The following is a 12,414-nucleotide window of genomic DNA, read 5'->3' on the forward strand; positions in this document are numbered from 1 at the left end:
CATGCGGGCACAATTGGCCGCATGACTACCCAACTCGCTGGCCACCTTCTCGTTGAATGCCTGATCGCCCAGGGCGTGACCCACGCCTTTGGCGTGCCGGGCGAAAGTTATCTTGCCGTGCTGGACGGCTTCCATGCCCACGCCGACCGCATTCGCTTCATCACCAACCGGCAGGAAGGCGGCGCCGCCTTCATGGCCGAAGCCCAGGGCAAGCTCACCGGCCGGCCCGGTGTGTGCTTCGTCACCCGGGGGCCTGGGGCCACCAATGCGTCCATCGGCGTGCACACCGCGTTCCAGGACTCAACGCCCATGGTGCTGTTCGTGGGTGATGTGGCCAGTGATGCGCGCGACCGCGAGGCGTTTCAGGAAATGGACTACGCCGTCTTTTTCGGCCCCAGCACCAAGGGCATGGCCAAGCGGGTCGAGCGCATCGACGACGCCCGGCGCATTCCCGAATACGTGGCCCGCGCCTTTGCCACCGCCATGAACGGCCGGCCCGGGCCAGTGGTGCTGGTGCTGCCCGAAGACATGCTCACGCAATCGGTTGATGCCGAACCCTTGCCCCGCGTTGAGCCGGTACAAGCCTGGAGCGACCCGGGTTCGCTGCGTGAATTGCGTGAACTGCTGATGCAGGCCCGGCGACCGCTGGTGATCGCGGGCGGTGGCGGCTGGACACCGCAGGCCGCCGCGGCCCTGCAGCGCTTTGCAGACAACTGGCAACTGCCCGTGGCCAACGCCTTCCGCTTTCAGGACACGTTCGACAACCACCACCCGCTCTATGCAGGCGACGTGGGCCTGGGCATCAACCCCGCGCTGGCTGCCCGCGTGCGCGACAGCGACCTGCTGATCGCACTCGGCCCCAGGCTGGGTGAATCCACCACGGGCGGCTACACGCTCATTCAGGCGCCCGTGGCGCGGCAAAAACTGGTGCACATCCATTCCAGCGCCGAAGAACTCAACCGCGTGTACCAGGCCACCCTGGCCATTTGCGCCACCATGAACGCCGCCGCGCGCAGCCTCGAAGTGCTGGCGGCTCCGCCCACAGTGCCGTGGGCAGACTGGGCCAACGCCTGCCACGCCGACTACCTGGCCAACATCGACCCCGCCAACGGCGGCATCACGCTGCCCGGCACCATTGACATGCCGGCCATCATTCACACCCTGCAGCAACACCTGCCGGCCGACGCCGTGCTCACCAACGGGGCCGGCAATTTCGCCAGCTGGCTGCACCGGTTTTATCGCTACCACGGCCTGGTCAAAGGCCACAAGACCCAGCTCGCGCCCACCAACGGCGCCATGGGCTACGGTGTGCCCGCCGGTGTGGCCGCAGCCATCCTCACCGGGCGCACGGCTTTCACCATTGCGGGTGACGGCGACTTCCTCATGAACGGGCAGGAACTGGCCACCGCCGTGATGCACGGCGCCAAGAGCATCGTGCTGCTGCTCAACAACGGCAGCTTTGGCACCATCCGCATGCACCAGGAGCGCGAGTACCCCGCCCGCACCAGCGGCTCCGACCTGCAAAACCCCGACTTCTGCGCACTCGCCACCGCCTACGGCTACCGCGCCGAACGCATCACCCACACCAGTGAATTCGAGCCTGCCCTGCTGCGTGCACTGCAAGGGGAGGGCGGGGTACTGATCGAGGTCGCGCTGGACCTCGAGGTCATCACCACCCGCGCCACGTTAAGCGCAATAAGGAAGTCCTGAACATCGTTGCACGAAGGCGCCTGAGTAAAAGCGCCAGTCCACAACGCACGAGGTAGCGCCAAATCCAGGGGCACCGAAGGTCCGGCTCCGCCGGCCCAAGGGTGCCGTCCCCCCTCCCAGCGCCGAAGGCGCGCAAGAGAGGGGGGAAGCCGCGTCAGCGGCGCAGGGGGGAGTACCGAATCCAGGTACTAGATCACAAACTGACGGGTACCTTGATACGCCACTTAAGAACACGTTCTTCCTACACTGAAGCCAACTTCAGGAGGTTCCGATCATGTGGCAACTTAACGAAATGGACTACGGTACGGCGGCTCAGGCAGGTCGTCAGTCGCTTACCCCCAAGGGGCCCGGCGCAGCCATGCTGTTGCGCATGCTCGACGAAATCGACTACGGCGTCCTGGTGATCGACGCGCAAGGGCAGATCCAGCACGCCAACCACCTTGCCCGCCACGAACTGGCCAGCGGGCGGCTGGTCATGGTGCGTGGCAACTCCCTGCTGGGCAGCACCACCGAGCACAGCGCCATGATCCAGCAGGGGCTGGACCACGCCTGCCGCGGCCAGCGCAAACTGGTCTTGCTGGAGCAAAACGAGCTGGAGTTGTCGCTGGCCTTCATTCCCCTGAGCCACCCGCTGGAGGCCGAATCGCCCACCGTGCTGGTGCTGCTTCAGCGGCAGAGCACCTGCGACAACCTCGCGGTGCGCATGTTTGCCCGCAACAAGGGCCTGAGCCCCAGCGAAGAGTCGGTCATGATCGGCCTGTGCCGTGGTTTGGGCGTGCCGGAAATTGCCCGTGAACACGGCGTGGCCGAGTCCACGGTGCGCAGCCAGGTGAAGTCGCTGCGTGAGAAAACCGGCTGCTCCAGCATCCGCAGGCTCATGCAACGCGTGACCAGCCTGCCCCCGGTGGTGCCGGCCTTGCGCATCATCACCCCCATGGCGCATGGCGCAACGGAGTTCGTCCATCCATAATTGGAGGGATGAACGCGGCGCTCCCCACTTTTCAAGCTCCCCAATCCACCCACCACATTCAGGCCCTGGCCCGGCTGGGCGTTCAGCGGCGTTATCGCCGGGGCGCATTGCTGATCCAGGAAGGTGAGACCGGCGACACGCTCTATATCGTTCAGCAAGGCCGCCTGCGCGCCTTCCTGGCCGATGGCAATGGCAAGGAACTCACCCTGGGTAGCTACGGGCCCATGGAGTACGTCGGTGAAATGTCGCTCGACGGCGGGCCGCGCTCTGCCAATGTAGAAGCCTCAGAGAACTGCACCTGTTCGGTCGTCTCGCGTGAAGTGCTCCTGAGCTACATCGCATCTGAGCCGGAATTTGCCCTTGAACTCATGGCCCGGCTTATCCGCCGCGCCCGCCTGGCCACGGAAAGCGCCCGCAGCGTGGCGCTCATTGACGTGTACGGCCGGCTGGTTAGGCTGCTCAACCAGATGGCCAGGGAGCCCAACGAAGCGGGCGAACGCGCGTTGCGCGAACGAATGACCCACCAGGCCATGGCACAGCACCTGGCCTGCTCCCGTGAAATGGTGAGCCGGCTGCTGCGCGACCTGGAAACCGGCGGCTACGTTGCCGTGCGAGAACGCTGGATCTGGCTGCTCAAGCCCTTGCCTGCGCGTTGGTGAGTCTTTGCCTCTGGTCGGGCAATCGATCGCCGTTTCGTACGCAGCTCACCAGTCGTTGATCAGATCCCTTGCCAATTGCGGCGACGATGAACTGGTGCCAGCCAGCCTCACCACGCTGCCGCTCAAGCTGCCCGTTCCCAGCACGCCCCACAGGGCTGAGTTGTCGTCGCTGGGTTTGAGGGTGTCGGGTACCTTCTTCACGCCCGGTCGCTGAGGACGGCCGGCGTCCGGATCGGGTTTCTGAGGCGAATACAACGCGAACGGACCCACCGGGCTCGTGGGGTCGGCTTCGCGGCGCGTGCCGCCCACGCTCACGGTGCGTTGCCCGGTGGACAGGCTGTTGAAGGTGCCGCTGCGGCGGATGGGTGTTGGATTACCCGGATGGTCCACCCAGGCTTCCAGGTTGCCGCTGGTGTCGTAGAGCGCGTCTTCAAAATACGGCTGTTTGGCACCGGTGTTCTGGCCCAGGGCCACGTCGTCGCGCTCGATGTAGGCGTCCAGCGTCACCGCGTTTTCGCCGTGATTGGTCAGCGTGACCTGCCACCGGCCAAAGGGCGCAGTCGTCACGGAGGCACGGTGACTGAAGGTGGGCGCCAGCGCCAGCAGGGCGCAGGTTCCTTGAGTACCCAGGGCAGAGCTTGTCGGAAAGATGAGGGCGCAAACAGGCTCTGCGCCAGACCCCTGCGAGTGAGCCTCACCCATCCATAATCCCGATTGGCCCATGCGCACGACCGGCAAAGCTTGCGTGTAGCCCGGCGGCGTGACCGCGATCTCCACCCCTTCCGCGCCGTCCTGCAGCCACAGCTCCAGGAAACTCTCGGTGTGGTCGTCGGGTTGCACGCGCCAGTTCAGCGGCAGTGACTGCCCTGGCTGCAGCGTGGCATTGGCGTGGGTGCGGCTCTGGTAGGCGTTGCCGGCAGGCACGGCAATTTTTAGCTGACCATTGCGCAGTTCAATCAACTGGTCCATGGCAGCCTCCAGTATGGAACTGCCGTCGTGCGGGCCAGCCAGCGTGCCCCAGCTGATGTTCACCACCACCTGGGCCGAATCGGCACAGCGGGCCAGAATGAACATGAGGCCATCAAGCACGCTCACATTCATGGCGCCGCCAGAGGTGTCGAGCACGTTGGACCAGTCGAGCTGCACGGCCACCAGGTTCACCCGGCTGGCTTCGTCGTGTTGAGGGTTCAGTGGCAGGACGGCGCCAGCGGCGAGGCTGGTCACATGGGTACCGTGGTTGACCGGGCGACTCAGGTCCCACATCTGTAGGTACGCATAAAGCGCCTCTTCGTCCAACTGGCCGTTGTGGGTGAATTGCGCAATGGCTTCGTCGATGGCGGCGCCGGTGAGTTCATGCCCGTAGCCCATGTCGTCTGGAATGGGGCCGGCGCGCTCAGGGTCAAGCGGCACCTCGCGGTGACCATGCGTGGCTTGCCCGGGCCATGGTCCGCCGTAGTAGTTGTCCTGCCGCCAGAAGTATTGCACCCGCGTGGCGCCGGTGCCCTGCTTGCGGCGGAAGGTGGCATTGGCCACAGCCAGTCCGCCGTCGATCACACCGAGCACTTTGCCGGTGAGCCTGTCACCAGGGGAGGGCGCTTCTTGCGTCAAATGGGTAAGGCCGTCTTTGCTGCAGGGATTCTTGATGGCGTGGGTATGGTGCCCCACGGGCAAGCCCAGTTCGTAGCGCTGGATTAGGCTGCGCAGGTGCGCGTTGTGGCGCAGGTGCTTGAAGAAAGCCGAGCGCACACGGGCCGTGCAGTAACGCAGCGTGGGCAGGTTCACCTCCACATACACCTTGGGTATTTGCAGCCAGCGTGTCGACGAAGCATCCACAAGGTCTTGCACGCTGGCCTGAGCAGTGAGCTCGATCACGATGGGCACCCATTTGGGTGGCTTGTGCCCATGGCCCAGGCGGTAGCCCGCGAAGTGATCGCTCTCGGCCCAGATCAGATAGGGGTCTTCACCGGCAGTGGCGCCGGGTTGACTCCAATTGGTGCCCGTGAATACACCTTTCGGCAGAGGCTGCCAAGGCTTGGGTGGAGTCGCGGTCACTGGACTACCCTCCGTGCTTCGCACTGCGGGGCTGAGCACCTTCGGAACGGCCGGGCGGTGCTCATGCCCACTCCTTGAGGGCTTCCTCCCAGAGCCAGCCCACCAGCGGGGCACTACCGACCGAGTAACCGTTGGCCGCACGCGAGTAGCCGATATCGCCGTCGGTCAGGGGCTGGTGCAGGCTGAAATCCAGCGCAGTGCCGTCTGGCTTCTGGTATTGGCGGCCATCAAAGCCGCGCTCGTGCACCTTGCCTCCCGTGGCGCGGGCCACCAGGAATTCGGCCAACGCCGTGCCCAGCATGCGGCCCGCTGCACTGTCGACGGGGAAGTGCACGCCAGCCACCACTCGGTTGGTGGCGATGCGCGCCGCCAGGCGCTGCAACTGTTCGCGGCTGGCGGTGCCGTTGGCCGGTGTGGCCTCCGGAGGGGACGCGGCGTCGAGCAATTTCTCAAAGAACACGGCAAATGCGAAGGATTCCGTGGCATGGCCGCTGGGCCAACTGCCATGGCCCGGCGTTTCGATCATGGGCTGGATCTGGGGCGACATGGCCACCGGCCGCAGGCTGGCGAAGATGTGCTTGAAGCGCATTTCCGTTTCCACACACAGCAGGAACACCAGTTCCATGAGTTGCAGCGTTTTCTTGTGGCGGTGCGCCGAGAGCCCGATCACGGAAGACCAGAACGCCACCGGCAAACCCACCTGTGCGATCACTTCGGCGGCGCGGTCGGCACGCAGGTCGGCATAGGCGGCCGTCAGATCCAGCTGCTTTTTGAACTGGCCTTTGGTGGGTGCACGCAAGGTCACCAAGGGTTTGCGCTGGATGTTGTTGACCTGCAGATTGGCAAACCCCAGCTCCGCTTCCTTCGGTCCGTTGCGGGTCTTGAAGAGCAGGCCTTCGGCGAGGTCTGAAAAACAGGCTTCGATGCGGGGGCCGTCGGCCCACAGGGCCAGGTTGTCGGGCTTGTCGAATCCAGGCTCGTTGACATGGAGTGCCGGACCGATATAAGGGCCAACGATGGCGGCGCGGCTGAGGATAAGGGCGTCGGAGGATACGACAGCGGCGCTGATGCCACTGCTGATCCCGCTGCTAATGCCACTACTAATGCCACTACTAATGCCGCTGCTGATGCCACTGCTGATGCCACTGCTGATGCCACTGCTGATGCCACTGCTCATGTTTTTTCCTTTGTATTCAGTTTTTCGGTAATCCAAGCGACTCCATCACTTTGGCTACCCGACGACGGAGCGCGCTCTCGCCCCCCGACGACAGGTACTTGTCAATAGTTAGGTTGGATTGCAATGTCAGCATGATTTCGAACGTCTTTCGGGCTTCTGCTTTCTCGCCAAGTTCATGCTGTGCAGTCATGAGAGATCGAATCGTCGGGAGGTGATACCGGTTCTTCTTGAGGGAGGATTTGCACAATTCGACTACTTCCTCCCAACGCTCAAGCGCTACGTAGCTGGCCGCCAGCATCATCTCGAAGTAGTATTTCTGAGGGTCGAGAGGAGAAAGTCGCAATGCGTTCTCAGCTTCCACCACTGAGTCCTCTGCGTTGCCCCACATTTGAGACCACACGCTGTTGTAAAGCCAGGCCATTGGGTCATTTGGGTTTCCCTGGGCTGCTTCCAGAAGCAACTGGCGAGAAGTTGCCACGTCTTCACCGAGGTGGCACAGTGCATGCCCTTTGATGGCGAGAGCGAGCGAACTATTGGGCTCAAGGTCGAGTGCTCGGTTTGCGGTGGCAATTGCACGGTGGAAATCTCGCGCAGGTTCGCCGGAGAGTCCTTGCACCACTTGCATGATGTGCCATTTCGCGAGCCATGCCCAAGGCGCGGCCACGCGCTTGTGCCGCTCAGCCACGGCTTCAAGCAACTGGTGGCTGCGCTGCAAATCGCGCGGGGTGGAGCGGTGCATGAGGGTGATGCCACCCAGCATGAGCGCGTTGCTGTCGAGCTTGGGCAAGGGCAGCACCAGACTGCGCTGCACTTCTGAGTTGAGAAGAGCATGGGCACAGGCGGTGCAGAGCGAACCCAGCATTTCGCTCTGCACTTCCATCAGGTCCATCGTGTCGCCGCTGAGGCGTTCGGCCCACACCACCTCGTTGCGTCGGGTGTCGGCCAGCTCGGCCATGATGACCACTTTGCCTCCCAGGGTGGCGTAGCTGCCGCTGAGCACGAAGGCGGCATCAAGCCGGCCATCGATCTCGCTGGCCGATGCGCGCCGCCCGCGAAACGCGGTGGTGGAGAGGCGGGAGATCACGCGAAGGTCTTGGCTGCGAGAAAGCTGCGCAATCACGCCGTCGGCAATCAGCTCCCCGATCACAAAGTGTTCAGGCGACGGGTTGCGCGCTTCAAAGGGAATGACGGCAATGGAAGGTCGGAAGTCGGTGGCGGCAGCTTCGCGAGGCTCAGGCCGCCACAAGACTTGCCCCGCTCGCACCGGGTGCACACGCCAGGTGCGCACCGGTTCGGGCCAGTGCTTGAGGTAGCTCTCGCCCATGTCTTCCACTTCGCCGTCCACGCCGTCGACAATGCCGTCGCGCACGCTGGCGGTGACGACGATGTCGCCGGGCTCGGCCAGACTGGCCACACGAGCCGCCAGGTTCACACCATGACCGTACACATCGTGTTCACCCACGTACAGCTGGCTGGCGTTGATGCCGGCGCGAAGGTGCAACTGCTCGTTCGGGTGCAAGGATTTGTTCACCGGGATGAAGTGGCTGTGCAGTGCCATGGCCGTCTGCACGGCGTCGGCGGCTTCGTCGAATTCAGCCAGCAGGCCGTCGCCCAGGCTCTTGACCAACCGGCCGCGGTGTTCAGGCACGCACTTGGATGCGAACCGCATGAACCCTTGCCAGCGCTCCACCACCGCTGCTTCGTTGCTCGCCATCAGGCGCACCGATTCCACCAGATCCACCACCAGCACCACCTTGTGTTGTTGCAAAGGCAAGGCACCATCCAGTGGCGCGTCGACGCTGGAACCTTGTAACTGCATGTTGGTGGTTGTTGTTGAAGGTGTCATCCCACAACTGGGGGAAACAGTGGACAAAGTTTCTCACAGTTTGGCGACACGCCCTATGGCAGACCGTGTGCATTCGGCGACGAAGCGTTGCGTTGTTGACGTTTCCATCAATGCGTGCAGGTTGAACGGTGTGGTCTGAACGCGGAATTGAATCGCAGGTCAGGCACAAATGGGGGATGGCGCCCCAACCGTCGCGGTCGCTGATTCGGTTTGTGATGGGCAGCAACTGCTCATGGCGACGGCGCACAGGCGAAAAAAAAGCCGGCTTGCGCCGGCTTTTTCTGTGTGCGGCAGCTCCGAGTTAGAGCTGCCGCAGGCAGGGATCACTTGAGGTGATCGTTGATCATCTTGGTCATCTCGAACATGGAAGCCTGGGCCTTCTTGAAGATCTCCTTCAGCTTGGCGTCGGCGTTGATCATGCGACGGTTGACGGCGTCTTGCAGCTTGTTCTTCTTGATGTATTCCCAGACCTTCTTGGTCACTTCGGTGCGTGGCAGCGGATTGCTGCCCACGATGGCGGCCAGTGCAGCGCTGGGGGTCATGGCCTTCATGAAGGCCGCGTTGGGGGTGCGCTTCTTGGCGGGGGCTGCCTTTTTGGCGGGAGCCGCCTTTTTGGCGGGAGCCGCCTTTTTCGCTGGAGCGGCTTTCTTGGCAGGTGCCGCCTTCTTGGCCGGTGCCGCTTTTTTCGCAGGTGCTGCCGCCTTCTTGGCCGGTGCAGCTTTCTTCGCTGGTGCGGCGGCTTTCTTTGCCGGTGCCGCTTTTTTAGCGGGCGCTTTTTTCGCAGTTGCCATGGTTGAATGTCCTTCTAGAAGTTTGTAATTCACCAGCAGAAAACGCGCTTTCTTACTGGTGTCTCGGATGCTAATGGACTTGCAGAAGCAATCCAAGATGGGCAGCGCGCTTTTTGAGCGAATTTCATAGAGGGAACACCGGTTTGTGGCACGGAAAACAACACTTCTGCGCGCCTTGTGTGCGTGGCACCCGCATGGTGCCTGGGGTTCACTGCCTATGATGGTGTTTTTTCCTCTGCGTTTCCTTCTGCCAAACCTCTTCAAAACACATCTAATCCTTCGTGAGATCGACCATGTCGTCCAGTACTTCCAGCCCACCTGAGTTCACCCCTTTCGTGCCCACTTGCGATCTGTGCGACGCGCACAAGAGCGATGATTCCGGCCGCTTCCGGGTGCTGCCACCGGTGTTCCTGAGCATGGGTGGCCGGCAGCGTTTTGCCGGCGCAGTGGTCACGGTGAAATGCTTTGAAGACAACACACCAGTGAAGCAGGCCGTGGAGAGCCCGGGCGAAGGGCGTGTGCTGGTGGTGGACGGTGGGGGCTCGCTGCGCCGTGCGCTGGTGGGCGGCAACCTGGCCGCTGCGGCAGCGCGCAATGGCTGGGCCGGTGTGGTGGTCAATGGCTGCGTGCGCGATGCGGCAGAGCTAGCGGCGTGCGATGTGGGCATCAGGGCGCTGGCCTTGATACCGATGCCCACCGAGCGGCGCACCGAAGGGCAACGTGACGTGGCGTTGCAGATCCAGGGGGTGTGGGTGAGGCCGGGTGACTGGTTGTATGCCGACGAAGACGGCATTGTGCTGGCCGACCGCAAGCTGGGTTAAAGGGCGCGTACTCGAGATTCAGAACGGCGTTGAGGAGCTGAAGTCTCGCCTTCGATCCACATTAGTGCACATCAAGGCACTTCAAGCGGTCAAGCCTTTGTAGGCCATGTAGGCCGCCAGCAGGAAGAGAATTCCGGCAAACACCCGCCGCAGTGATTTCACCGGAAGGGCGTGCGCCGCCCGCACACCCACTGGCGCCATGAGCACGCTGAACACGGCGATCACCACCAGGGCCGGTATGAAGATGTAGCCGAACGACCCCGGCGGCAGATCGGCCACACCCTGCCCAGAGATGGCATAGCCCACCGCATTGGCCAGCGCAATGGGAAAGCCCAGTGCGGCGCTGGTGGCCACGGCGTTGTGGATGGTGACGTTGCACCAGGTCATGAAGGGCACGCTCACAAAACCACCCCCGGCGCCGACCAGGCCAGAGAGAAAACCGATGGTGGTGCCAGCTGCCACCTGGCCAGCGGTGCCGGGCAGTGTGCGGGTGGCCTTGGGCTTGCGTTCCATCAGCATTTGCGTGGCAGAGAAGCTCACAAAGGCCGCAAAGAACAGCGCCAGCCAACTGCCCTTGAGCAAGGCGAACACGCCCAGGCTGGCCAAAGCGGCGCCGAGCACGATGCCGGGCGAAAGGCGCTTGGCAATGTCCCAGCGCACAGCGCCCCGCTGGTGGTGCGCGCGCACGCTGGAGATGGAGGTGAAGATGATGGTGGCCATGGATGTGGCGATGGCCATCTTGACCGAGAGATCCACCGGCACGCCACGGCCCGCCAGAATCGCCGAGATGAACGGCACCATGATCATGCCGCCACCAATACCCAAGAGGCCAGCCAGAAAGCCGGTACACAGGCCCAGCACGATCAGCTGAGCGATCAACAGAGGTTCAAAAATCATGGAGGGATTGTGGCCGAACGCCAAGCGGCAAGCGTGCGCGGGGATGTGGGCCGTCCAGCGCGTCCGTGAATGTGATTCAGCTTGAGGCAGCCAGCACGTCAGGCGACGAAACAGCTTGGCTGTGGGGCTGCCGCCAAACACCAGGACCACATGCAGGAAGGGGAATCGGTCCAGGGCAGCCGTGGAACCGGCTTCGCCGGGCTACTGGCTGCGTTCCCCCTCCCGCAGGAGAGGGGGGAAGCCGCGAAGCGGCGCAGGGGGGTGTGCGGAATAGGGGTGTCTGCAAGTGCCACCGGACCGGCATCCTGAACCGGGGTTCAGGTGGGCAAGGTCAGCATGGCTTCGGGTTCGTCTGACGCGAGACGCTCACACCCACCATGCGATGTTCCAAGCCCGGGCTCTATGAGCATTGGTTCAAGGAAATATAAAGCCCGGCGCGCACTGCAGACAGTTCAAATTGTAGGTGCACGCGAAGAGGTGTGTGGACCATTGGTCCAGAAAAAACCTCTGACAGACGGACGGCAGTTGAACAGGAAAAGAAGGGCTGCGCTGCAAACGCCGGTCAGAGCAACTGGCCGTCTAAGCCGAGCGTACCGTCGAGCCGGCGGATGAGCTCGTCCACCCGGGCCTGGACGGCGGGGTCGGTGTCTTCGGCATCACCGAGCTGCGATGCTTCGCCACCAAATGACGAAGCCTGAAAACTGTCGGCTTCGCGTTGCGAAAGTTCGAAGGCGAGATTGAGAGAAGCCAGCACAGCGATGCGGTCGCGTGCCTTGACCTTGCCAGCGTCGCGAATGCGGCACATGGCGGTGTCCACACGCTCCACGGCATCGAGCAGCGCCGATTCGCCACCCACTGGGCAGGCCAGCAGATAGCTCTGTCCCATGATCTGAACTTCAACCTGCTTGCTGGTGGGCTTGTTCATGCGCGCTCCTGGCGGCTGGGGTCGGCGACGGGATCGGACTCGGCAGCACCTTGACTGCCTGGTAGCCGGTCGAGCAAGGCGTCGATGCGCGCGCGAGCGGCGTTCAGGCGGGATTTAAGGGTGTCGCGCTCGCTTTGCAGGGCCTGGATCTGTTCATGCAGCAGGGCATTGGTGCGCTGGAGTTCTTCATGGCGCAGCAGCAAGCGTTCTACCCGCTCGGCGATCTGGTCAAGGTGCTTGATGTCGGCCATGGTTACCACTTGAGTTTGCTCATTGTAGGGTCGACGCGCGATGGCCGGGCGTACAATGCCAGCCGTTGGTGCTCGCGGTGTGGTTCACATGCCGCAGTTCAACGGGAAGCAGGGGGGTCGCGTTCACCCGAACAGACCTAACCTGCGCTGCCCCCGCAACGGTAAGCAGACGAGAGACCCGAAACCCTTTCGGTTCGCTCCGCTTTCATCACGCAGCCACTGGATCGCAGTCCTTGTCGAAGGCCTGTGCCCTGGGAAGGCGATGAAGGTTGTTCTGTCAGCCCGGATACCGGCCAACAAGGTGGTAGTGCGTCC

General features: G+C 63.0%; 11 protein-coding genes, 1 other RNA gene and 1 riboswitch. Of the genes, 4 read left to right on the plus strand and 8 right to left on the minus strand.

The features are described 5' to 3' along the window. Positions 1–21 precede the first annotated feature (21 nt). The 3 genes from J2W49_RS02940 to J2W49_RS02950 all read left to right on the plus strand — a co-directional run bounded on the left by J2W49_RS02940 (position 22) and on the right by J2W49_RS02950 (position 3,339). Positions 22–1,710 (plus strand): thiamine pyrophosphate-binding protein, encoded by a 1,689-nt coding sequence (locus J2W49_RS02940; protein ID WP_310311429.1) that lies wholly within the window; start codon positions 22–24, stop codon positions 1,708–1,710. A gap of 274 nt (positions 1,711–1,984) precedes the next feature. After that, entirely contained in the window at positions 1,985–2,680 is a 696-nt protein-coding gene (locus tag J2W49_RS02945) for a helix-turn-helix transcriptional regulator (protein ID WP_310311431.1), read from the plus strand. Positions 2,681–2,688: 8 nt separating this feature from the next. After that, positions 2,689–3,339 carry a Crp/Fnr family transcriptional regulator gene (locus tag J2W49_RS02950; protein WP_310311433.1) on the plus strand — a complete coding sequence of 217 codons (651 nt, stop codon included), beginning with the start codon at positions 2,689–2,691 and terminating at the stop codon, positions 3,337–3,339. 45 nt (positions 3,340–3,384) lie between these two features. On the opposite strand, the gene J2W49_RS02955 is transcribed toward J2W49_RS02950, so the two are convergent. The 4 genes from J2W49_RS02955 to J2W49_RS02970 all read right to left on the minus strand — a co-directional run bounded on the left by J2W49_RS02955 (position 3,385) and on the right by J2W49_RS02970 (position 9,205). After that, the gene (locus J2W49_RS02955) at positions 3,385–5,391 is read right to left on the minus strand and encodes a S8/S53 family peptidase (protein ID WP_310311435.1); all 2,007 of its coding nucleotides are present in this window, start codon (positions 5,389–5,391) and stop codon (positions 3,385–3,387) included. 61 nt (positions 5,392–5,452) lie between these two features. Beyond that, positions 5,453–6,568, minus strand: coding sequence for a phosphatase PAP2 family protein (locus tag J2W49_RS02960; RefSeq protein WP_310311437.1), 1,116 nt, complete (start codon positions 6,566–6,568; stop codon positions 5,453–5,455). Between the two features lie 16 nt (positions 6,569–6,584). Continuing rightward, a complete protein-coding gene (locus J2W49_RS02965; RefSeq protein ID WP_310311438.1) occupies positions 6,585–8,387 on the minus strand; it encodes an adenylate/guanylate cyclase domain-containing protein in 1,803 nt (600 codons plus the stop codon). A 350-nt stretch (positions 8,388–8,737) separates the two neighbouring features. Further along, complete coding sequence (locus J2W49_RS02970) at positions 8,738–9,205, minus strand: SWIB/MDM2 domain-containing protein (protein WP_310312149.1); 468 nt, start codon at positions 9,203–9,205, stop codon at positions 8,738–8,740. A 293-nt stretch (positions 9,206–9,498) separates the two neighbouring features. On the opposite strand from J2W49_RS02970, the gene rraA reads away from it, so the two are divergent. Beyond that, positions 9,499–10,026 carry a ribonuclease E activity regulator RraA gene (rraA, locus tag J2W49_RS02975; protein WP_310311440.1) on the plus strand — a complete coding sequence of 176 codons (528 nt, stop codon included), beginning with the start codon at positions 9,499–9,501 and terminating at the stop codon, positions 10,024–10,026. A gap of 81 nt (positions 10,027–10,107) precedes the next feature. On the opposite strand, the gene J2W49_RS02980 is transcribed toward rraA, so the two are convergent. The 4 genes from J2W49_RS02980 to J2W49_RS02995 all read right to left on the minus strand — a co-directional run bounded on the left by J2W49_RS02980 (position 10,108) and on the right by J2W49_RS02995 (position 12,099). Then, a complete protein-coding gene (locus J2W49_RS02980; RefSeq protein ID WP_310311442.1) occupies positions 10,108–10,923 on the minus strand; it encodes a sulfite exporter TauE/SafE family protein in 816 nt (271 codons plus the stop codon). 273 nt (positions 10,924–11,196) lie between these two features. Continuing rightward, a non-coding RNA gene (ssrS, locus tag J2W49_RS02985) (6S RNA) lies at positions 11,197–11,376 on the minus strand. Positions 11,377–11,485: 109 nt separating this feature from the next. Further along, complete coding sequence (locus tag J2W49_RS02990; RefSeq protein WP_310311444.1) at positions 11,486–11,848, minus strand: cell division protein ZapA; 363 nt, start codon at positions 11,846–11,848, stop codon at positions 11,486–11,488. Further along, on the minus strand, positions 11,845–12,099 hold the full coding sequence (locus J2W49_RS02995; RefSeq protein ID WP_310311446.1) for a DUF904 domain-containing protein: 255 nt from the start codon (positions 12,097–12,099) through the stop codon (positions 11,845–11,847). Before J2W49_RS02995 ends, J2W49_RS02990 begins: the two co-directional genes overlap by 4 nt. A gap of 49 nt (positions 12,100–12,148) precedes the next feature. After that, positions 12,149–12,412: riboswitch (cobalamin riboswitch) on the plus strand. Positions 12,413–12,414: the final 2 nt, after the last annotated feature.

This window comes from Hydrogenophaga palleronii (assembly GCF_031457455.1).
Classification (GTDB): Bacteria; Pseudomonadota; Gammaproteobacteria; order Burkholderiales; family Burkholderiaceae_C; genus Hydrogenophaga; species Hydrogenophaga palleronii_A.

Excerpts from the sequence above, each read along its gene's own strand:
- rraA (WP_310311440.1), top strand. The coding sequence starts at position 9,499 with ATGTCGTCCAGTACTTCCAGCCCACCTGAGTTCACCCCTTTCGTGCCC.
- J2W49_RS02970 (WP_310312149.1), bottom strand. The coding sequence starts at position 9,205 with ATGGCAACTGCGAAAAAAGCGCCCGCTAAAAAAGCGGCACCGGCAAAG.
- J2W49_RS02980 (WP_310311442.1), bottom strand. The coding sequence starts at position 10,923 with ATGATTTTTGAACCTCTGTTGATCGCTCAGCTGATCGTGCTGGGCCTG.
- J2W49_RS02990 (WP_310311444.1), bottom strand. The coding sequence starts at position 11,848 with ATGAACAAGCCCACCAGCAAGCAGGTTGAAGTTCAGATCATGGGACAG.
- J2W49_RS02995 (WP_310311446.1), bottom strand. The coding sequence starts at position 12,099 with ATGGCCGACATCAAGCACCTTGACCAGATCGCCGAGCGGGTAGAACGC.
- J2W49_RS02945 (WP_310311431.1), top strand. The coding sequence starts at position 1,985 with ATGTGGCAACTTAACGAAATGGACTACGGTACGGCGGCTCAGGCAGGT.
- J2W49_RS02960 (WP_310311437.1), bottom strand. The coding sequence starts at position 6,568 with ATGAGCAGTGGCATCAGCAGTGGCATCAGCAGTGGCATCAGCAGTGGC.
- J2W49_RS02940 (WP_310311429.1), top strand. The coding sequence starts at position 22 with ATGACTACCCAACTCGCTGGCCACCTTCTCGTTGAATGCCTGATCGCC.
- J2W49_RS02965 (WP_310311438.1), bottom strand. The coding sequence starts at position 8,387 with ATGCAGTTACAAGGTTCCAGCGTCGACGCGCCACTGGATGGTGCCTTG.
- J2W49_RS02950 (WP_310311433.1), top strand. The coding sequence starts at position 2,689 with ATGAACGCGGCGCTCCCCACTTTTCAAGCTCCCCAATCCACCCACCAC.